Origin of the sequence: Streptantibioticus parmotrematis (genome assembly GCF_019890615.1) — a bacterium.
GTDB classification, from domain to species: Bacteria; Actinomycetota; Actinomycetes; order Streptomycetales; family Streptomycetaceae; genus Streptantibioticus_D; species Streptantibioticus_D parmotrematis.
In genome coordinates, this window is record NZ_JAINVZ010000002.1 from 84,049 (window position 1) to 103,738 (window position 19,690).

21 protein-coding genes are annotated in these 19,690 nt (G+C 72.9%); 13 read left to right on the forward strand and 8 right to left on the reverse strand.

Annotation, left to right across the window (positions count from 1 at the left end; genetic code table 11):
* Positions 1–42 precede the first annotated feature (42 nt).
* Complete coding sequence (gene tsaE / locus K7472_RS03140; RefSeq protein ID WP_222973666.1) at positions 43–606, forward strand: tRNA (adenosine(37)-N6)-threonylcarbamoyltransferase complex ATPase subunit type 1 TsaE; 564 nt, start codon at positions 43–45, stop codon at positions 604–606.
* A gap of 258 nt (positions 607–864) precedes the next feature.
* Positions 865–1,080, forward strand: coding sequence for a hypothetical protein (locus K7472_RS03145; protein ID WP_222973667.1), 216 nt, complete (start codon positions 865–867; stop codon positions 1,078–1,080).
* Positions 1,081–1,119: 39 nt separating this feature from the next.
* Here K7472_RS03145 and K7472_RS03150 read toward each other — a convergent pair whose 3' ends face one another.
* Positions 1,120–1,695, reverse strand: coding sequence for a hypothetical protein (locus K7472_RS03150; RefSeq protein ID WP_222973668.1), 576 nt, complete (start codon positions 1,693–1,695; stop codon positions 1,120–1,122).
* Between the two features lie 152 nt (positions 1,696–1,847).
* Between K7472_RS03150 and tsaB the strand changes: the two genes are divergently transcribed.
* The 4 genes from tsaB (at position 1,848) to K7472_RS03170 (ending at position 4,549) form a co-directional block, all read left to right on the forward strand.
* Entirely contained in the window at positions 1,848–2,516 is a 669-nt protein-coding gene (tsaB, locus tag K7472_RS03155) for a tRNA (adenosine(37)-N6)-threonylcarbamoyltransferase complex dimerization subunit type 1 TsaB (RefSeq protein ID WP_222973669.1), read from the forward strand.
* A gap of 59 nt (positions 2,517–2,575) precedes the next feature.
* Complete coding sequence (gene rimI, locus K7472_RS03160) at positions 2,576–3,127, forward strand: ribosomal protein S18-alanine N-acetyltransferase (protein WP_222974306.1); 552 nt, start codon at positions 2,576–2,578, stop codon at positions 3,125–3,127.
* Positions 3,120–4,223, forward strand: a complete 1,104-nt coding sequence (tsaD, locus tag K7472_RS03165) for a tRNA (adenosine(37)-N6)-threonylcarbamoyltransferase complex transferase subunit TsaD (protein ID WP_252395024.1) — start codon at positions 3,120–3,122, stop codon at positions 4,221–4,223. The genes rimI and tsaD overlap by 8 nt, the downstream gene beginning before the upstream one ends.
* A gap of 80 nt (positions 4,224–4,303) precedes the next feature.
* Positions 4,304–4,549 (forward strand): hypothetical protein, encoded by a 246-nt coding sequence (locus K7472_RS03170; RefSeq protein ID WP_222974309.1) that lies wholly within the window; start codon positions 4,304–4,306, stop codon positions 4,547–4,549.
* A 42-nt stretch (positions 4,550–4,591) separates the two neighbouring features.
* Here K7472_RS03170 and K7472_RS03175 read toward each other — a convergent pair whose 3' ends face one another.
* Together K7472_RS03175 and K7472_RS03180 are read right to left on the reverse strand one after the other, a co-directional pair.
* Positions 4,592–5,011, reverse strand: a complete 420-nt coding sequence (locus tag K7472_RS03175; RefSeq protein ID WP_222973671.1) for a hypothetical protein — start codon at positions 5,009–5,011, stop codon at positions 4,592–4,594.
* A 229-nt stretch (positions 5,012–5,240) separates the two neighbouring features.
* Positions 5,241–6,449, reverse strand: coding sequence for a class I SAM-dependent methyltransferase (locus tag K7472_RS03180; RefSeq protein ID WP_222973672.1), 1,209 nt, complete (start codon positions 6,447–6,449; stop codon positions 5,241–5,243).
* A 362-nt stretch (positions 6,450–6,811) separates the two neighbouring features.
* Between K7472_RS03180 and groES the strand changes: the two genes are divergently transcribed.
* Both groES and groL read left to right on the forward strand, forming a co-directional pair.
* Complete coding sequence (gene groES, locus K7472_RS03185) at positions 6,812–7,120, forward strand: co-chaperone GroES (protein ID WP_109451385.1); 309 nt, start codon at positions 6,812–6,814, stop codon at positions 7,118–7,120.
* Positions 7,121–7,273: 153 nt separating this feature from the next.
* Positions 7,274–8,899 carry a chaperonin GroEL gene (groL, locus tag K7472_RS03190; protein WP_222973674.1) on the forward strand — a complete coding sequence of 542 codons (1,626 nt, stop codon included), beginning with the start codon at positions 7,274–7,276 and terminating at the stop codon, positions 8,897–8,899.
* A 167-nt stretch (positions 8,900–9,066) separates the two neighbouring features.
* Here groL and K7472_RS03195 read toward each other — a convergent pair whose 3' ends face one another.
* The 4 genes from K7472_RS03195 to K7472_RS03210 all read right to left on the reverse strand — a co-directional run bounded on the left by K7472_RS03195 (position 9,067) and on the right by K7472_RS03210 (position 12,468).
* A complete protein-coding gene (locus K7472_RS03195) occupies positions 9,067–9,840 on the reverse strand; it encodes an SDR family NAD(P)-dependent oxidoreductase (RefSeq protein WP_222973676.1) in 774 nt (257 codons plus the stop codon).
* A 61-nt stretch (positions 9,841–9,901) separates the two neighbouring features.
* Positions 9,902–10,603: an MOSC domain-containing protein gene (locus K7472_RS03200; protein WP_222973678.1), complete on the reverse strand. Its 702-nt coding sequence runs from the start codon at positions 10,601–10,603 to the stop codon at positions 9,902–9,904.
* A gap of 3 nt (positions 10,604–10,606) precedes the next feature.
* Positions 10,607–11,182, reverse strand: a complete 576-nt coding sequence (locus K7472_RS03205; protein ID WP_222973681.1) for an MOSC domain-containing protein — start codon at positions 11,180–11,182, stop codon at positions 10,607–10,609.
* A 230-nt stretch (positions 11,183–11,412) separates the two neighbouring features.
* Positions 11,413–12,468, reverse strand: a complete 1,056-nt coding sequence (locus K7472_RS03210; protein WP_222973683.1) for an aminotransferase class V-fold PLP-dependent enzyme — start codon at positions 12,466–12,468, stop codon at positions 11,413–11,415.
* 82 nt (positions 12,469–12,550) lie between these two features.
* On the opposite strand from K7472_RS03210, the gene K7472_RS03215 reads away from it, so the two are divergent.
* The gene (locus K7472_RS03215) at positions 12,551–13,483 is read left to right on the forward strand and encodes a LysR family transcriptional regulator (protein ID WP_222973684.1); all 933 of its coding nucleotides are present in this window, start codon (positions 12,551–12,553) and stop codon (positions 13,481–13,483) included.
* Positions 13,484–13,703: 220 nt separating this feature from the next.
* Here K7472_RS03215 and K7472_RS03220 read toward each other — a convergent pair whose 3' ends face one another.
* Positions 13,704–14,009: a WhiB family transcriptional regulator gene (locus K7472_RS03220; RefSeq protein WP_109451398.1), complete on the reverse strand. Its 306-nt coding sequence runs from the start codon at positions 14,007–14,009 to the stop codon at positions 13,704–13,706.
* A 755-nt stretch (positions 14,010–14,764) separates the two neighbouring features.
* Here K7472_RS03220 and K7472_RS03225 point away from each other — a divergent pair.
* The 4 genes from K7472_RS03225 (at position 14,765) to K7472_RS03240 (ending at position 19,630) form a co-directional block, all read left to right on the forward strand.
* Positions 14,765–15,376 carry a response regulator transcription factor gene (locus K7472_RS03225; protein ID WP_003948568.1) on the forward strand — a complete coding sequence of 204 codons (612 nt, stop codon included), beginning with the start codon at positions 14,765–14,767 and terminating at the stop codon, positions 15,374–15,376.
* Positions 15,377–15,871: 495 nt separating this feature from the next.
* Positions 15,872–16,507 carry a sigma-70 family RNA polymerase sigma factor gene (locus tag K7472_RS03230; protein ID WP_222973685.1) on the forward strand — a complete coding sequence of 212 codons (636 nt, stop codon included), beginning with the start codon at positions 15,872–15,874 and terminating at the stop codon, positions 16,505–16,507.
* Between the two features lie 351 nt (positions 16,508–16,858).
* Positions 16,859–18,373: an IMP dehydrogenase gene (guaB, locus tag K7472_RS03235; RefSeq protein ID WP_222973686.1), complete on the forward strand. Its 1,515-nt coding sequence runs from the start codon at positions 16,859–16,861 to the stop codon at positions 18,371–18,373.
* 135 nt (positions 18,374–18,508) lie between these two features.
* Positions 18,509–19,630 carry a GuaB3 family IMP dehydrogenase-related protein gene (locus tag K7472_RS03240; RefSeq protein ID WP_222973689.1) on the forward strand — a complete coding sequence of 374 codons (1,122 nt, stop codon included), beginning with the start codon at positions 18,509–18,511 and terminating at the stop codon, positions 19,628–19,630.
* The last annotated feature ends 60 nt before the right edge of the window (positions 19,631–19,690 follow it).

Below are 19,690 nucleotides of genomic sequence, written 5' to 3' on the forward strand. Positions count from 1 at the left end.
GGCGCGGAAGGTGGGTCCGCGGGCCGCGTAGCATCCACAGGCATGGGTACAACGCAGGACTTGGACGTCACGAAGCGGCTGACGGTCCCCACCGCCGACGCCATGCGGGAGCTGGGCGGGCGGCTGGCCGGGCTGCTGCGCCCCGGTGACCTGGTGCTGCTCAGCGGCGAACTCGGCGCGGGCAAGACCACGCTGACCCGGGGGCTGGGCGAGGGCCTCGGCGTGCGCGGCGCGGTGACCTCGCCGACCTTCGTCATCGCCCGGGTGCACCCCTCGCTGACCGGCGGGCCCGCGCTGGTCCACGTGGACGCCTACCGGCTGGGCGGCGGCCTGGAGGAGATGGAGGACCTCGACCTCGACGTCTCGCTGGCCGAGTCCGTGGTGGTCGTCGAGTGGGGCGAGGGCAAGGTCGAGGAGCTGTCGGAGGAGCGCCTGCACGTCACCATCCACCGCCGCACGGGCACCGGCACCGGCGCGCGGGAGGGCACCGGTGTTGACGACGAGGGCGTTGCCGAGGCCGACGAGACCGACGACGCGCGCGAGGTCACGTTCACCGGCGTCGGGCCGCGCTGGACGGCGCGGGAGCTGGCGGCGCTGGCGGAGTAGGGGATGGGCCGGACACGGGCCGGTTGAGCCGGGCCCGGGCCGGGCAGGCGGGTCGTCGCGTCGCACGCGGCGGCCCGCCTTTTCACGTGCGCGTTCCGTGTCGCGTCTCCTGTGCGCGTTCCGTGTCGGGCGCCGTACGTTCCGACGAACATTCCGACAGGCTGTCGGTAAGATGTTGCGTGGCGGCGCGCTCCATGGTGTGCTGGAGTCGAACAGTGGTTAGGGTTACCTAACCGACCTCAGGCCCAGGAGGCGCGTATGTCGGCCGGCAGTGGCGTCCCGTCGGCGCCCGGCATCTCGATGAGCGCGCTGCTCGCGGCGAACGCGGCGGCCCAGGCGGTCTGCACGCCGCCGGGGGATCCGCGCGCGGACGACGGCGCTGGTGGCGGGGACGGCCGCGGCGGTGCGGGACGTCCGGAGTCGCGAGACGAGGGGGAGGGCGCGGACCGGGCGGATCAACGCGACGCCGCCTAGCGCCGTAGTCCGTTCGGGTGAGCGAGCGATGCGGTCCCGCTACGGGACCACGATCACCTTCGTGCCGTTGAGCGCGAACTGCCACATCGCGTCGCCGTCCGCCGGAAGCTCCCGCACGCCGCCCGCCTTCTTGCCGGTCTGCGGCGTCGGCAGCGAACCGTTGACCGCCTCGCTGAAGCCGATCGTCGTCCCGTCGACCCGCGTGAAGCGCACGACGTGCTCCACCGGCACCCCGTCCGAGCCGATGATCGGCGTGGAGGTGCGCGAGGTCACGGTGTACGTGCCGGGCGTCGGCGAGACCGAGCCGGGCACCACGGTGAACGTGCGGTCCGCCGTGCCGCTGACGTCCACCAGCCAGACCCGCTTGCGCCCGAGGGCGTACACCACGCGCTTGCCCTGTCCCGACTCGGTGGGCAGCGCGTCCGCCCGGGCGGACGCCGACGGCGAGCCGCCCTGCCGCTTGCCGGGGACGCTCGCGCTCGGTGTCGGCGCCGCGCCCGCGTGCGTGCCGCCGGTGTGGTCCGGAGCGGCGGAGGCCTGCCAGGCCAGCACGCCGATCGCCGCCAGTGCGGCCGTGGTGAGCGCGGTGACGATGGTTCCGGAGCGGATCGGCATGCGCCGAGCCTACGCGACCCCGCCCGCCCGGCAGGGCCTGCACGACCGCCGGGCCCGCCACTGCCCCCGGACCACTCCGCCCGTCGGCCACCCCGCGCTCCCGGGCCACTCCGCCCGTCGGCGCGCGCCGCGCGGAGCCTTAGGCTGTCAGGGTGCTGTTGCTCGCGTTTGACACCGCCACCCCCGCCATCACCGCCGCCGTCCACGACGGGACGGCCGTGGTCGCCGAGTCCACCGTGGTGGACGCCCGCAGGCACGGCGAACTGCTGCTGCCCTCGGTGGACAAGGTCCTCGCGGAGGCCGGCGCGTCGCTGTCCGACGTCACCGGCGTCGTGGTCGGCGTGGGCCCCGGCCCGTACACCGGCCTGCGGGTCGGCCTGGTCACCGCGGCCGCGTTCGGCGACGCCCTCGGCGTGCCGGTGCACGGCCTGTGCACGCTGGACGGCCTGGCGCACGCGGCGGGAGCGAGCGGCACGGTGGGCGAGGGACCGTTCGTCGTCGCCACCGACGCGCGCCGCAAGGAGGTCTACTGGGCGCGCTACGAGGGTCCCGGCCGCCGCGTCACCGACCCGGCCGTGGACCGCCCCGCCGACATCGCCGAGCGCGTCGCGGGCCTGCCCGCGGTCGGCGCGGGCGCCGCGCTCTACCCCGAGGTCTTCACCGACGTGCGCCCGCCCGCCGACCAGTCCGCCGGGGCGCTGGCCTCGCTGGCCGCCCAACGGCTCGCCACCGGCGGGGAGTTCCTGCCCGCGCTGCCGCTCTACCTGCGCCGCCCCGACGCCCAGGTGCCCGCCGGGTACAAGGCGGTCCTGCCGAAGTGACCGGGACTGCCCGCACGCGGCCCGCCGCGGTGGACCCCGACGCCGTGGCGCTGCGCGAGATGCGCTGGTGGGACATCGAAGCGGTGATGGCGCTGGAAGAGGAACTGTTCCCCGAGGACGCCTGGTCGCGCGGGATGTTCTGGTCGGAACTGGCCGGTGCCCGCCACCCGGCGGCGACCCGGCACTACGTCGTCGCCGAGGACGGCACCGGCCGCCTCGTCGGTTACGGCGGCCTGGCGGCGGTCTCCGGCACCGGCGACGTGCAGACCATCGGCGTCACCGGCGGCCACCAGGGCACCGGCCTCGGCGCCCGGCTGCTGTCGGAACTGCTGCGCAAGGCCACCGCGTTCGAGTGCCACGAAGTGCTGCTGGAGGTGCGGGTCGACAACACCCGCGCCCAGCGGCTCTACGAGCGCTTCGGCTTCGCGCCGATCGGCTTCCGCCGCGGCTACTACCAGCCGGGCAACGTCGACGCGCTGGTGATGCGCCTGAACACCGCCGACGACCCCGCCACGGCCCCCGTGACGTCCGTGACCTCCGTGACGTCCGTGACCTCCGTAACGACCGACGGCTCCCCGCAAGGACCTCTGCAAGGAAACGACCATGACTGACGAACCGCTCGTCCTCGGCATCGAGACCTCCTGCGACGAGACCGGAGTGGGCATCGTGCGCGGCCACACGCTGCTGGCCGACGCGGTCGCCTCCAGCGTGGACGAACACGCGCGGTTCGGCGGCGTGGTGCCCGAGGTCGCCAGCCGCGCGCACCTGGAGGCGATGGTCCCGACCATCCAGCGCGCCCTGAAGGAGGCCGGGGTGGCCGCCTCCGACCTGGACGGCATCGCCGTGACCGCGGGCCCGGGCCTGGCGGGCGCGCTGCTGGTCGGCGTCGCCGCCGCCAAGGCGTACGCGTACGCGCTGGGCAAGCCGCTGTACGGCGTCAACCACCTCGCCTCGCACATCTGCGTCGACCAGCTGGAACACGGCGCGCTGCCGGAGCCGACGATGGCGCTGCTGGTCTCCGGCGGGCACTCCTCGCTGCTGCTGGCGCCCGACATCACCAGCGACGTGCGGCCGCTCGGCTCGACCATCGACGACGCGGCGGGCGAGGCGTTCGACAAGGTCGCGCGGGTGCTGGGGCTCGGCTTCCCCGGCGGCCCGGTCGTCGACCGCTACGCGCGCGAGGGCGACCCGGCCGCGATCCGCTTCCCGCGCGGGCTGACCGGACCGCGCGACCCGGTCTACGACTTCTCCTTCTCGGGCCTGAAGACCGCCGTGGCGCGCTGGGTCGAGGAACGGCGCCGGGAGGGCAAGGAGGTGCCGGTCGCGGACGTGGCGGCCTCGTTCCAGGAAGCCGTCACCGACGTGCTGACCCGCAAGGCGATCCGCGCCTGCAAGGACAACGGCGTCGACCACCTGATGATCGGCGGCGGTGTCGCGGCCAACTCCCGGCTGCGTTCGATGGCCGCGGAGCGCTGCGCCGACGCGGGCATCCGACTGCGCGTCCCGCGGCCGAAGTTGTGCACCGACAACGGCGCGATGGTGGCCGCGCTGGGCGCCGAGATGGTGGCGCGCGGGCGGGCCGCGTCGGACTGGGAACTGCCCGCGGACTCCTCGCTGCCGGTGACCGAGCCCCATGTGCCGGGCGCGGGCGGCGCGTTGGACGCGCACACCGCCCTGCACACGGCGGGCCACGGGCACACGCACTGATGGCGGCGGTGGCCGGTGACGGCGGTGCGGCCGACGGTGGCGGCGGTGCGGCCGACGGTGGCGGCGGTGCCGTCGCGTTGATGTGGGAGGCGCGGGCCGAGGAGGGCCGGGGCGCCGAACTGCTGGCCTGGGTACGCGAGCAGCGGCTCCCTGGGGAGCCGCTGCGTCGCGAGACGTTCCGCGCGCCCGGGGACCGGGTGCTGGTCGTCACCTGGTGGCCCGCGCCCGCCGCCGAACCCGTTCCCGAACTCGCCGATCCGCCGGGGGAGTTGGTCCGGCGGCCGGTGCACCGCTGGCGCTTCGAGTCGGTCGAGGTCCTCGGCTAGGGCCTGCGGAGCCCGGCGCGGTCCGCCCGTTGCGGCGTGCGCTCAGTTGGCGTCCGCCGGCATCCGCGTCACGGTCAGCACGACGTCGTCGTGCGGGTGGGCCGGGGTGGGGAAGGTGTTCTGCGTCTGGCCCGGCGTCAGCTCGAAGCCGTCGCCCAGCTCACCCAGCGAGGTCTCGGGTCCCGGCGTGATGCGCACCGGATAGGCGTTGGACGGCAGGTTGGTGCAGGTGATCTGCGTGCCGTCGATCGGCATGACCTCGGAGCTGGCCGGGGTCTTGGCGTTGACGTAGAACACGTTGTCGCCGATGTTGTCCCCGTGGTCGTTCCAGGCGACGCAGTTGATGACGACGTCCGGATCGGTGGCGGCGTCGTCGGCGTGTGCCGGGACGGCCGCGGCGATGGTGCCGATCGCCACGCCGGAGGCGGCGATGACTCGGGCCCAGCTGAATCGGGTGAACATGACGTGCCTCCCATCGGAGGTCGGGTCGTCCCCGAGGAAGACGAGCCTACGACGGATGCCTGCGCTCGGCATGTCGGCGCTCACAGGGGGTGATCGCGCGAGATGGGGAGGGGGTTCCGTAGCCCTGAGGCGTGGGCGACGGCGACGTTTCGCAGGGCCCGGCGGGGGCGAACGGGCGCGTTCGGGCGGCGCGCGCGGGAGGTGTTCGGGCGGCCGGCGCGGGAGGTGTTCAGGCGGCTCGCGCGGGGGCGCCGATGAGCATCGTGGGCGCTCCGGCGACGCGGGTGAGCACCACCGTCGCGGAGTTGGGGCCCTGCGGCCTGATCCGCCTGCGCAGTTCCTCCGGTTCGACCGCCGAGCCGCGCTTCTTCACGGTGAGCGTGCCGACCTGGCGTTCCCTCAGCACCGCCTTCAGCTTCTTGAGGTTGAACGGCAGCACGTCCGTGATCTCGTAGGCCGTCGCGTACGGGGTGGGACGCAGGGTGTCCGAGGTGACGTACGCGATCGTCTCGTCGATCAGCCGCGCGCCGTCGAGCCGTTCGGCCACCTCCGCCACCAAGTGGGCGCGGATCACGGCCCCGTCGGGCTCGTAGAGGTAGCGCCCGACCGGGCCGACCGGGGGATCGGGCAGCGTGCCGCCGGCCAGTTCCGCGGACGCGGGCAGCAGGGTGGCGCGGCGCTCCCCGGGGCGGGTGCCGAACCACAGCACCGCCTCCTTCACGTCCCCGCGGTCCGAGACCCACTCCGCCGCCGCGTCTTCGGGGACCGCCTCGTGCGGGATGCCCGGCGCGACCTTGATCGCGGCGTACGGGACGCGGCGGGCGGCCCCGACCGCCCAGGACAGCGGCGGCGAGTACGCCTCCGGGTCGAAGATCCGCCCGCGTCCGGCCCGCCGGGCGGGATCCACGAAGACCGCGTCGCACCCGGCGTACACCGGGTCCGCGGGGTCGAACGCGGTCACGTCGTCCTGCGTCACGCGGATCAGGCCGTCGAGCCCGAGGGCGCGGGCGTTCGCCTCGGCCACCGCGCAGGCCTGCGGCGAACGGTCGACCGCGATCACCTCGATCCCGGCCCGCGCCAGCGCGATCGCGTCCCCGCCGATGCCGCCGCACAGGTCGGCGACGCGCCCGACGCCCAGGGCGCGGAAGCGTGCGGCGCGGTGCGCGGCCACGCTCGAACGCGTCGCCTGCTCGACGCCGTCAGGCGTGAAGTACATCCGGGCCGCGTCGGCGCCGAACTTCGCCTCCGCCCGCCGCCGCAGCCCCGCCTGCGCGATCGCCGCGGACACCACGGGGGCGGGGTGGTCGCGGCGCAGGCGGGTCGCCGTCGCCAGCTCGTCCCCGGGCGCGTAATCGCGCAAGGAGGACAGCAGGGCCTGCCCGTCGTCGGTCAGGAGGAAGGCGAAGGCGTCGAGATCCACCCGGCCATTGTCGGCCATGGCGGATGTCGGCCATGGCGAAGCCGTCGAGGACGCCGCCGTGGGGCGGGGGTGCCGCCGCCGGGGGGAGCCGCCGCGGGCGGGGGAACGCTCGTACCAGGACGCCGCCGCGGGCGGGGGAGCGCTCGTACCAGGACGCCGTCGTGGGCGGGGGAGCGGTCGTCCCAGGACACCGTCGTGGGCGTGGCGTTGGCACTCCGCTTGACCGAGTGCTAAGTCCGTCCTAGTCTCGGCTCTGGCACTCTCCATCAAGGAGTGCCAAGCAGCGACGAGGCAGGTCCGGCACCCGCGACGACGGGCCTACCAGGTCGCCACCCCAAGACAGACACTCCCGTGAGCTCTCCGAAGGGGGAGGTCGGATCGTGACGACCGCCAGCACCAAGGTTGCCATCAAGCCGCTCGAGGACCGCGTTGTGGTCCAGCCGCTCGAGGCCGAGCAGACCACGGCCTCGGGCCTGGTCATTCCGGACACCGCGAAGGAGAAGCCCCAGGAGGGCGTCATCCTCGCCGTCGGTCCGGGCCGCTTCGAGGACGGCAAGCGCATCGAACTCGACGTCAAGGTCGGCGATGTCGTGCTGTACAGCAAGTACGGCGGCACCGAGGTGAAGTACAACGGCGAGGAGTACCTCGTCCTCTCGGCTCGCGACGTCCTCGCGATCGTCGAGAAGTAATTACGGCACCCGCCTCCGCGTCCGCGCGGGGTACGGCTCCGTAACCCGGCTTCATACCAAGCAGCCGTGATCCCGCCCCGGGTTTTCCGCGTCCTACGGACCGGGGACCCGGGGCGCGGTCTTTGACGAGGAAATGACGAGGTAGTACGAGGCATGGCCAAGATCCTGAAGTTCGACGAGGACGCCCGTCGCGCCCTTGAGCGCGGCGTCAACAAGCTTGCCGACACGGTGAAGGTGACGATCGGCCCCAAGGGCCGCAACGTCGTCATCGACAAGAAGTTCGGTGCTCCGACCATCACCAACGACGGTGTCACCATCGCCCGCGAGGTCGAGGTCGAGGACCCGTACGAGAACCTGGGCGCCCAGCTGGTGAAGGAGGTGGCGACCAAGACCAACGACATCGCGGGTGACGGCACCACCACCGCCACCGTGCTGGCCCAGGCGCTGGTCCGCGAGGGTCTGCGCAACGTCGCCGCCGGCGCCTCCCCGGCCGCCCTCAAGCGCGGTATCGACGCCGCCGTCAAGGCCGTCTCCGACGACCTGATCGCCACCGCCCGCCCGATCGACTCCAAGGAGGACATCGCCGCCGTCGCCGCGCTGTCCGCCCAGGACAAGCAGGTCGGCGAGCTGATCGCCGAGGCGATGGACAAGGTCGGCAAGGACGGCGTCATCACCGTCGAGGAGTCCAACACCTTCGGCCTGGAGCTGGACTTCACCGAGGGCATGGCCTTCGACAAGGGCTACCTCTCCCCGTACTTCGTCACCGACCAGGAGCGGATGGAAGCGGTCCTCGAGGACCCGTACATCCTCATCCACCAGGGCAAGATCGCCTCGATCCAGGACCTGCTGCCGCTGCTGGAGAAGGTCATCCAGGCCGGTTCCAGCAAGCCGCTGCTGATCATCGCCGAGGACGTCGAGGGCGAGGCCCTGTCCACCCTGGTCGTCAACAAGATCCGCGGCACCTTCAACGCGGTCGCGGTCAAGGCCCCCGGCTTCGGCGACCGCCGCAAGGCGATGCTCGGCGACATGGCCACCCTCACCGGTGCCACCGTCGTCGCCGAGGAGGTCGGCCTCAAGCTCGACCAGGTCGGCCTGGACGTGCTCGGCTCCGCCCGCCGCGTGACCGTCACCAAGGACGACACCACCCTCGTCGACGGTGCCGGTGACAAGTCCGAGCTGGAGGGCCGCGTCGCCCAGATCAAGGCCGAGATCACCGCCACCGACTCGGACTGGGACCGCGAGAAGCTCCAGGAGCGCCTGGCGAAGCTCGCCGGCGGCGTCTGCGTCATCAAGGTCGGCGCGGCCACCGAGGTCGAGCTGAAGGAGAAGAAGCACCGTCTGGAGGACGCCATCTCCGCGACCCGCGCCGCGGTCGAGGAGGGCATCGTCTCCGGTGGTGGCTCCGCCCTGGTGCACGCCGCCAAGGTGCTGGAGGACTCCCTCGGCAAGGAGGGCGACGAGGCCACCGGTGTCGCCGTCGTCCGCCGCGCCGTCGTCGAGCCGCTGCGCTGGATCGCCGAGAACGCGGGCCTCGAGGGCTACGTCATCACCTCCAAGGTCGCCGACCTGGAGAAGGGCCACGGCTTCAACGCCGCCACCGGCGAGTACGGCGACCTGGTCAAGGCCGGCGTCATCGACCCGGTGAAGGTCACCCGCTCCGCCCTGGAGAACGCGGCCTCCATCGCCTCGCTGCTGCTCACGACCGAGACCCTGGTCGTCGAGAAGCCGGCCGAGGAGGAGCCCGCCCCGGCCGGTCACGGCCACGGCCACTCGCACTGACGCCGAGCGGTCCGCCTCAGCACTGAGGCCCGGCACCCCCTCGGGGGCGCCGGGCCTCATGCGTTGGCGTGCCGTTCGTGGTGCCGCCTCGCGCGTGGTGCCGGGGCGTGCCGGGGCCGGGCGTCACGGTGCCGTGGTCAGCGGGGGCTGGCGCACGAAGGGAGCGGTCAGCGGGGCCCGAAGCGGCGACCGAGTCCGGTCGTGAGGCGGCCGAACGCTCCCGTGGGCGCCAGCCGTCCCAGCGTCACCGCGGTCTTGTAACGGACGTCGGGCACGCAGACCGCCCGGCCGCGCGCGAGGTCCCTGATCGCCGCGGCGACCACCTTGTCCGCGTCCAGCCACGCCCAGGACGGCAGACCGCTGGTGTCCATCCCCGCCCGCTGGTGGAACTCCGTGTGCACGAACCCCGGGCACAGCGCCATCAACCGCACACCGCTGCCCGCCAGTTCACGCGCCGCGCCCTCGGTGAACCGCACCACCCACGCCTTGCTCGCCGCGTACGTACCGCGCGGGAAGAACGCCGCCACCGACGCCACGTTGACCACGAACCCCCGCCCGCGCTCCCGCATCGCCCCGGTCGCCGCGTACGTCAGCCGCAGCACCGCCTCGCAGTGCACCGTGAGCATGGTGAGCTCGTCCTCCACCGGTGCCTGGAGGAACGGTGCCCGGTTGCCGAACCCGGCGTTGTTGACCAGCACGTCGACCGGCCGCTCCGGGTCCTTCAGCCGCGTCTCGACCGCCGCGATCCCGTCCGGCGTCGACAGGTCGGCGGCCAGCACCTCGACCGCCACCCCGTACCGCCCGCGCACCTCGGCCGCGGCCTCCTCCAGCCGTTCGCCGTTCCGCGCCACCAGCACCAGGTCGTGCCCGTCGCCCGCCAGCCGCCGCACGAAGGCGGCCCCGAGCCCCGCCGTCGCACCTGTGATCAGTGAGGTCGTCATGCGGGGAAGGCTAGCCCGCGCGCCCGGCGCCATTCCTCCCGGAGGCGTCGTGGTCCCGTGCTCACGCCATCGCGAGCCGCTGCCGGATCACCTGCGCGTGGCGGGCGTTGAGCGCGTCCCCCGCCTCCAGCACCCTGGGCAGCAACCCCGCCTCAGTCGTCATCGCCCGGAACTGCATCGCGACGCTCACCCCGTGCCCCGGCCGCCGGACGACCTCGATCGCGTCGCCCACCCGGACCTCGCCCGGCTCGATCACCCGCAGGTACGCGCCCGGCACCGCGGCCTGGGTGAACCGCCTGACCCAGCCCTTCTCCCCGAGCCACGCGGCGAACGTCCGGCACGGGATGCGCGCCGACGTCACCTCCAGCACGACGTCCCGGCCCACCCGCCACCGCTCGCCGATGAGCGCCCCGCTGACGTCCAGGCTCTCGGTGGTGAGGTTCTCGCCGAACGTGCCGTTGGCCAGCGTGCGGCCCAGCTCCTTCTCCCAGTCGTCGAGATCCTCCCTTCCGTACGCGTACACCGCCTGGTCGTCGCCGCCGTGGAACCGCCCGTCACCGATGCCGTCGCCCGCCAGCCCACTGCGCCCGACCGGGTCCGCGCCGCGCTCGCTCGGCGCCGCGACCGCCACCGGGCCGCCGACCGGCCGCTTGTCGATCCCGGTGAAGGCCGCGTCCGTGTAGTCCACGACGTGCGGAACCGCCAGGTTGACCGACACCAGCCACGGCTGCCCGCACCGCTCCGGCCGCTCGGCGGACGTCATCGGCTACTCACCGCCCATCTCGCGGCGGAAGGCGGCGGTGACGCTTTCGCCTCCGTGCTCCGGCCGCCGGACAACCTCGATCGCGTCGCCCGCGCGGATCTCGCCCGGCTCGACCACCCGCAGGTACGCGCCCGGTCGCGCCGCCCGGGTGAACCGCTTCATCCACTTCGGCTCGCCCAGCCACCCCTGGAACGTCACGCAGGGGATGCGCGGCCCGGTCACCTCCAGCACGACGTCGTCGCCGACGCGCCACCGCTCGCCGATGAGCGCGGCGTTGACGTCGAAGCCCTCGGTGGTGAGGTTCTCGCCGAACGTACCGTTGGCCAGCGTGCGGCCCAACTCCTTCTCCCAGTCGTCGAGATCCTCCCTTCCGTACGCGTAGACGGCTTGGTCCGTCCCGCCGTGATGCTTGACGTCGTAGGCGCGGTCACCGGCCAGGCCCACTTCGCCGGTGCCCTTGGGCCCCGGGGCGTGGACCGCGACGGGACCGTCGACCGGCCGCTTGTCGATCCCGGTGAGGGCGAGCTTCTTCCACGGGTTCGCACGCGGCACCCCGACGTTCACCGAAAGCAGCTTCATGCTCCGACGGTACGGCGGGGCGGGACGCGCTGCGCTTTCTTTTCTCCCGGGGTGGCGTGGGCGTCCGGGGTCGGGGTGGCGTGGGCGTGGCGGGACGTCCGGGGCCCGGGGCCTGGGGTGGCGTGGGGCGCCCGGGGCCCGGAGTGGCGTAGGGCGTCCGGGGCGAGGCTGGGCGTGGCGGGGCGTCCGGGGCGAGGCTGGGCGTGGCGGGGCCGTTCGGGGCGCAGCCCTCAGCTCCCCAGGACCGAAGCCATCGCCTCCAGGAGGTGGTCGACGTCGGCGGCTGAGTTGTACAGATGGAACGCCGCGCGCAGGTTGCCCGCCCGCGCCGCCAGCTGGATGCCCTCCCGGGAGAGTGCCGGCGCCAAGTGCCCGAGTCCCGCTGTCGCCACGATCGGGGAGCCCCCGGTGGATATCGGCTCGTGGCCCAGCTCCGCCAGGCCGGCCCGGAACCGCTCCGCCAGCGCCAGGTCGTGCGCGCCGATGGCCTCGACGCCGATCTCCTCGACCAGTGCCAGCGACGGCGCGGCACCGACGTAGCTGAGGTAGGCGGGGGACAGGTCGAACCGCCGTGCCGACGAGGCGAGTTCGGCGATCGGGCCGTAGGAGGACATCTCGGGGGCCTCGCCGGCCGACCAGCCCGCGAAGACCGGCGTCAGCTCGGCGGCGGCCGACTCGCCGACGACCAGGAAGCTCGCCCCCCGCGGGCACATCAGCCACTTGAACGCCCCGCACACCACGTAGTCGAACTCGCCCGCGTCCAGCGGAAGCCAGCCCAGCGACTGCGTGGCGTCCACGAGCGTGCGTGTCCCGTGCGCCGAGGCGGCCGCCCGGACAGCGGCCAGGTCCGCCACCCGCCCGTCCGCGGACTGCACGGAGCTCACCGCGACCAGCGCGGTCCCGGGCCGTATCTCCTCGGCCACCCGCTCCAGCGGTACGGCCCGCAGCTTGAGGTCCTTGCGGACGGCGAAGGGGTTCACCAGCGAGCTGAAGTCGGCCTCCACGACGAGGACTTCGGCCCCCTCTGGCAGACCGGAGGCGATCAGGCCGACGTGCGCGCTGACCGCCGAGCCGATCGCGACCCGCTCGGCCGGCACCCCCGCTATCCGCGCGAACGCCTCGCGCGACGCGGTCACCGCGGGGTCAAAGGAGGACAGGTCCCCACGGGACCAGCCGTCCAGGGCCTCGCGCACCGCGGCGGTCGACCGGGCCGGGCCCAGGCCGCAGGACGCGGTGTTGAGATAGGTCGTCTCCGCTGCGAACTCGGTGCTCCTCAAGCTGTCCATGACCTCAGCTTGGACCCCCTCGAACTCAAAGTCCATTGAGAATAAGTGGCATTCACCCCTAAGGATTGCTTATGGTTGAGGAATGATCGAAGCACGCCACCTCCGGGTACTACGTGCCGTGTCCAGGACCGGCTCCTTCTCCGCCGCGGCGCGCGAGCTGGGCTGCACCCAGCCGGCCGTGAGCCAGCAGATGAAGGCGCTGGAGTCGTCCGCCGGGACTCCGCTGCTGATCAGGGCCGGACGCGAGATGCGGCTCACCGAGGCGGGCGAGGCCCTCACCCGGCACGCCGCCGGGATCCTCGCCGGGCTGACCGCCGCGGAGGAGGAGGTCGCCGCCATCGCCGGGCTGCGGGCCGGGCGGGTGCGGCTGGTCTCGTTCCCCTCCGGGATCTCGACCATCGTTCCGCCCGCCGTCGCCGGGATGCGCGCCGAGAACCCGGGAACGCAGATCTCCCTGGAGGAGGCCGAACCGCCGCAGTCCGTCGGGATGCTCCGTTCGGGTGATTGTGAGATCGCCCTGGCCTTCCGGTACCCCGACATGCGGGACGGCGAGGACTGGGGCGACCTGGTGGTGCGCCACCTGCTCACCGACCGGCTGGTGGGCCTCGTCCCGTCGGGCCACCGCCTCGACGCGACCTCCGGTCCCGGCGAACCCGGTGACCCCGGCGGTGGGCGGCCCGTCGACATGGCCGAGCTGGCGGACGAACAGTGGATCGCGGGGTGCCCGCGCTGCCGGGGCCACCTCGTCGACATCTGCGAGGCCGCGGGGTTCACCCCGCGCATCGACTTCGCCACCGACGACTACCCGGCAGTGGCGGGCCTGGTCGGCGCGGGCCTGGGCGTCGCGATGCTGCCCGAGCTGGCCCTTCGCGCGGTACGCGCCAAGGGCGTGGCGGTCGTGGACGTCCGGCCGGCGGTGCGCCGGGAGGTCGTGGCCCTCACTCTGCCCGACCTCGCCAACGTGCCCGCGGTGAGCGCGATGCTCGACCGACTGGCCTACGCGGCGATGCGCTGAGGGCGCCGGGGGTGCTGGGGGTGCTGGGGGCGGCCCGCGGCGGCCCCGCATGTCGTATCGCCCCCGCATGCTGCAGCGCCCTCCCAAAGGTCCCCTCGGGATCGCGTCCTCCAAACGCCCCCGCGGGACCGCAACCTCCGAAGCCGCGTTACGCCATACGACCGACCCCGGACACGGAGGCCCTGTCTTCCCCCGACAGTTCAAAAGAAGAAACGATTCGTCAGTTGCTCGTGCTGCTGATCAGCCGGTTCCGCGAGCGGCCCATCATCTCCTCGCGCTCGTCCTCGGTGAGACCACCCCAGACGCCGTAGGGCTCTCTGACTGCCAGTGCGTGTGCCGCGCACGCCGCACGTACCGGGCAGCGCATGCACACCTCCTTGGCGGCGGCCTCGCGTGAACTGCGCGCGGCGCCTCGTTCGCCCTCGGGGTGGAAGAACAGAGAGCTGTCGACGCCCCGGCACGCGGCCACCAGCTGCCAGTCCCAGAGGTCGGCGTTGGGGCCAGGGAGACGGGAGAAATCTGCCATTGCTCATCCCCTCGAACGGTCTTCCTGAGGTCTGCCGCGGCACATCCTCCCGCGGCTGTGCACATTCAGTGTGTAACAGGATGTAAATATGACTCATTGCCAATCTAGCCTCAACACCCCTACTTAGGAAAAAAAGCCTCCAAACAGTTCAAAATCCGACATCCTTGCGTCGGGTTCGTTCATCAACCCGTCCGGAGTGCTCTGAAGTCGTACCGAACAGGACGTCGCGACGCCCCGGGTACCCCTTCCGTCCCGCCTCTCACCTGGCCGCGCGGCGGGCGCCGGACCGGTCGGCGCACGGGCGGCGAGCCCGGGTCGCTCCCGGGGCGCGCCCACCGCGCCGGCGTCACTCCCGCGCCGCGCGATGCCCCGTTCGAGTGGCGAATGTCCCGCGAGTGGGCGCGCCCGTCAGTGGGGGCGTTCGTGAGGGAGGTGGCCGGAGCGGGGCGGCAGGGGGTCCGGAGGCCGTCCCGGCGGTGGCGGCGAGGGGTTCGCGTGCCCCCGTGCGCTCCGGCATGAGAGGGGATTGCACCGCTTGGTCGAGCCGGATAGCTGATTCGTGTCCGCTTGATCACGTAGAGTGTCGAGGACGGCTGCCAGACTCCGTAACTCTTTCGAGTGAGCGTCGTTGAGAGTGCGGAGGTGGTTGAACGGCGAGGCAAACGGGCACCGGCCCGGCGCCGTCGGCCCCACCGGTGACGATTCGTACCAGCCTGGAGGCTCAACGTGAAGCGGATCAGCTGCGGAGGGCGGTCATGACATCCGTCCTCGTCTGCGACGACTCCCCGCTTGCCCGAGAGGCGCTTCGCCGTGCGGTCGCGACCGTGCCCGGCGTCGAGCGCGTGACGACGGCGGCCAACGGCGAGGAAGTCCTCCGCCGCTGGGGCGCCGACCGGTCCGACCTCATCCTGATGGACGTCCGGATGCCCGGACTCGGGGGTGTGGAAACCGTACGGCGCCTGCTGTCCGCCGACCCGGGCGCGCGCATCATCATGCTGACCGTCGCGGAGGACCTGGACGGGGTCGCGCTCGCGGTCGCCGCCGGCGCCCGCGGCTATCTGCACAAGGACGCGTCCCGCGCCGAACTGCGGGCCACGGTCACCCAGGCGCTCGCCGACCCGACGTGGCGGCTCGCGCCCCGGCGTCTGCGCTCCGCCGAGATGGGCGCCGCGCCGACGCTGACCGCGCGGGAGATCCAGGTGCTGGAGGGCATGAGCCACGGCCGGTCCAACGCGGAGATCGGCCGTGAGCTGTTCCTCTCCGAGGACACGGTCAAGACCCACGCGCGCCGGCTCTTCAAGAAGCTGGGGGCTTCCGACCGGGCGCACGCGGTGGCACTCGGCTTCCGCTGGGGCCTGGTGCGCTGAGGAGCGCGTCATGCGCTGTTGTGGACGGGGGCGGTCCGCCGCCCCGCCCCGGCCGCACCCGCCCGGGGGCGACTCCGCGTGCCAACGGTGCCGTGCGCCCCGGCGCGACGCTCACCAGGGGCGACGCGAGCGGAAAGGGCGGGCGGCGGCTGCGCGGAGCGGTCGCCGGACGGGGTGCGCGGGGGTGTTCGGCGGAGCGGAATCGCGGGTGAAGTTCCGGATGCCCGTCCGAGGACGCATGCTTGAGGTATGGACTTCCTCGGGGACCGACGAGAACTGCGGCGTGCAGTACCTCCGTCTGGAGGTGTGGCGGTGGGGTCGGCCGCGGCGGTGGACGCCGCTGCGGCAACCGGACCGGAGGAGTCGCGGGGGGAAGAGATGACGGCGGCGGGCGCTCCGCCTCACGCCGCTTCCTCCAGCGCTCCCCATAACGCTTCGGTGCACAACTCCGGACGCGGTGCGACGGACGCCGAGGCGACCAGGCACCATGGACCGATGCGCGACAACGAGACTCAGGCCATCGGCGCCCTGGTCCGCCGCGCTGCCGAGGGCGACGAGCAGGCCACCCATGACCTGCTCGCGCACGTCCATCCGCTCGCCCTGCGGTACTGCCGGACCAGGCTGTCCCGGTTGCCGGGCGACGCCCGCCATTTCGTGGACGACCTCGCTCAGGAGGTCTGCCTCGCCGTGCTCTGCGCCCTGCCGCGCTATCGCGACCAGGGCCGCCCGTTCGAGGCGTTCGTCTTCGCCATCGCCGCGCACAAGGTCGCCGATCTGCAACGAGCGGCGATGCGCGGCCCCGGCTCGACGGCCGTCCCGTCCGAGGACCTGCCGGAGAAGCCCGACGACTCCCTCGGCCCCGAGGAACGTGCGCTGCTCAGCAGTGACGCCGAATGGGCCAAGGCCCTGCTCGCCAACCTGCCCGCGACCCAGCGCGAACTGGTGCTGCTGCGGGTCGCGGTGGGCCTGACGGCGGAGGAGACCGGCCGGATGCTCGGGATGTCGCCGGGTGCGGTGCGGGTCGCCCAGCATCGCGCGCTGAGCAGGCTGCGGGCGCTGGCCGAGCAGGCGGAGGCGATGCGGGCGGACGGCGCGATGCGCGAGGACGGCGCCCGGGGGCTCACGGCGTAGCTCGGCGGATCACGGCGCAGCTCGTCGGGGATCCACGGCTGAGCCCGGGGCGCGTGGCGCAGGGCTGCTCTCGTCGACCCGGGCGCCTGCCCTTGCCGCGCGCCCCGCGTGCCCCGCGTGCCCACCACCGCACCCCGGTCACCCGTACGTGTCCGCGCGGCGACGTTTGCCCGGAACGTGACGCATAAGACGCGAGTGGCGCCGCACCCGTGCGCTACGCGCGTCACCCCGGCCCGCGCAAGGGCGGAAGCCTGCCTGCCCGCGCCGTCCGCCACCGGAACGGCCGAAGGTGGTCCGAGTGGCCCAGTAGCATGGGATGCCACGCCGGGCAAGAGCATTGGGGAAGGTGTCATGACCGCAAACGCCGACGGAGTGGCCGAGAAGGCCGCCGAGAAATTCGGGTTCCTCGGGCTCACCTACGACGACGTGCTGCTGCTGCCGGGCGCGTCCGAGGTCGTGCCGAACCAGGTGGACACCTCGTCCCGGGTGACCCGCAACATCAAGGTCAACATCCCGCTGCTCTCCGCCGCCATGGACAAGGTCACCGAGGCCCGGATGGCCATCGCGATGGCCCGCCAGGGCGGTGTCGGCGTGCTGCACCGCAACCTGTCGGTGGAGGACCAGGTCAACCAGGTCGACCTGGTCAAGCGCTCCGAGTCCGGCATGGTCACCGACCCGATCACCGTGCACCCGGACGCCACCCTCGCCGAGGCCGACGCGCTGTGCGCCAAGTTCCGCATCAGCGGCGTCCCGGTGACCGACCCGGCGGGCAAGCTGCTGGGCATCGTGACCAACCGCGACATGGCCTTCGAGCTGGACCGCAGCCGCCAGGTCCGCGAGGTCATGACCCCGATGCCGCTGGTCACCGGCAAGGTCGGCATCTCCGGCGACGACGCGATCGAGCTGCTGCGCCGCCACAAGATCGAGAAGCTGCCGCTGGTCGACGACGAGGGCCGCCTCAAGGGCCTGATCACCGTCAAGGACTTCGTGAAGGCGGAGAAGTACCCGAACGCCGCCAAGGACTCCGAGGGCCGCCTGCTGGTGGGCGCGGCGGTCGGTGTCGGCGACGAAGCGTTCCTGCGTGCCCAGGCACTGGTGGAAGCCGGCGCCGACTTCCTCGTCATCGACAGCGCGCACGGCCACAGCCGCGGCATCCTCGACATGGTCGCCAAGGTGAAGGCCAACCTGAAGATCGAGGTCGTCGCGGGCAACGTCGCCACGCGGGACGGCGCCCAGGCGCTCATCGACGCGGGCGCGGACGGCGTCAAGGTCGGCGTGGGCCCCGGCTCGATCTGCACCACCCGCGTGGTCGCCGGTGTCGGCGCTCCGCAGGTCACCGCCATCTACGAGGCGTCGCTCGCGGCCGGTCCGGCGGGCGTCCCGCTCATCGGCGACGGCGGCCTGCAGTACTCCGGCGACATCGCCAAGGCCATCGCGGCCGGCGCCGACACCGTGATGCTCGGCAGCCTGCTCGCGGGCTGCGAGGAGTCCCCGGGCGAGCTGCTGTTCATCAACGGCAAGCAGTTCAAGTCGTACCGCGGCATGGGGTCGCTGGGCGCCATGCAGGGCCGCGGCCAGGCCAAGTCTTACTCCAAGGACCGCTACTTCCAGGACAACGTGCTGTCCGAGGACAAGCTCGTCCCCGAGGGCATCGAGGGCCAGGTGCCCTACCGCGGTCCGCTCTCCGCCGTCGCCCACCAGCTCATCGGCGGCCTGCGTTCCTCGATGGGCTACGTCGGCTCGGAGACCGTGCCGGAGCTGAAGGAGAAGGGCCGCTTCGTGCGGATCACCTCCGCGGGCCTGAAGGAGAGCCACCCGCACGACATCCAGATGACCACCGAGGCGCCGAACTACCACACGCGCTGAGCGTCGGTCCCGCGTCGGCGCTGTACAGCTCACGCCGTACAGCGTCACGCCGCACAGCGCCGACGCGACTGGGTGACGGCGTGGCCCGGCCTGGGATACTGGGCGTGCAGGCCACGAGGAAAGGCATAGCGAACAGTGACTGAGATCGAGATCGGGCGAGGCAAGCGGGGCCGCAGGGCGTACGCATTCGACGACATCGCCGTCGTCCCGAGCCGGCGCACCCGGGACCCCAAGGAGGTCTCGATCGCCTGGCAGATCGACGCCTACCGCTTCGAGCTGCCGTTCCTGGCCGCGCCGATGGACTCCGTGGTCTCCCCGGAGTCCGCGATCCGCATCGGCAGCCTCGGCGGCCTCGGGGTGCTCAACCTCGAGGGCCTGTGGACCCGCTACGACGACCCCGAGCCGCTGCTCGCCGAGATCGCCGAGCTGGACGACCTGAGCGCGACCAAGCGCCTCCAGGAGATCTACGCCGCCCCCATCCGTGAGGAACTGATCGGCCAGCGCATCAAGGAGGTGCGCGACGCGGGCGTGGTCACCGCCGCCGCGCTCTCCCCGCAGCGCACCGCGCAGTTCTCCAAGGCCGTGGTGGACGCGGGCGTGGACCTGTTCGTGATCCGCGGGACGACCGTCTCCGCCGAGCACGTCTCGGGTTCGCACGAGCCGCTCAACCTCAAGCAGTTCATCTACGAGCTGGACGTGCCCGTCATCGTGGGCGGCTGCGCCACCTACACGGCGGCCCTCCACCTGATGCGCACCGGCGCGGCGGGTGTCCTCGTCGGCTTCGGCGGCGGCGCCGCGCACACCACGCGCAACGTGCTGGGCATCCAGGTGCCGATGGCCACCGCGGTGGCCGACGTGGCCGCCGCCCGCCGCGACTACATGGACGAGTCCGGTGGCCGCTACGTGCACGTCATCGCGGACGGCGGTTTCGGCGCCAGCGGCGACCTGCCCAAGGCGATCGCCTGCGGTGCCGACGCGGTCATGATGGGCTCCCCGCTGGCCCGTGCCACCGACGCGCCCGGCCGCGGTTTCCACTGGGGCATGGAGGCGGTGCACGAGGAGCTGCCGCGCGGCAAGCGGATGAACCTCGGCGCCGCCGGCACCACCGAGGAGATCCTCCTCGGCCCGTCGCACGCCCCGGACGGCTCGATGAACTTCTTCGGCGCGCTGCGTCGGGCCATGGCCACGACCGGCTACTCGGACCTCAAGGAGTTCCAGCGCGTCGAGGTGACGGTCGCTCCGGTGGCCCACCGCTGAGGCACTTCCCCGTGCCGTACGCGCGGCGTTGTGAGAAGTGAGGCGAGGGCCCGGGACTCG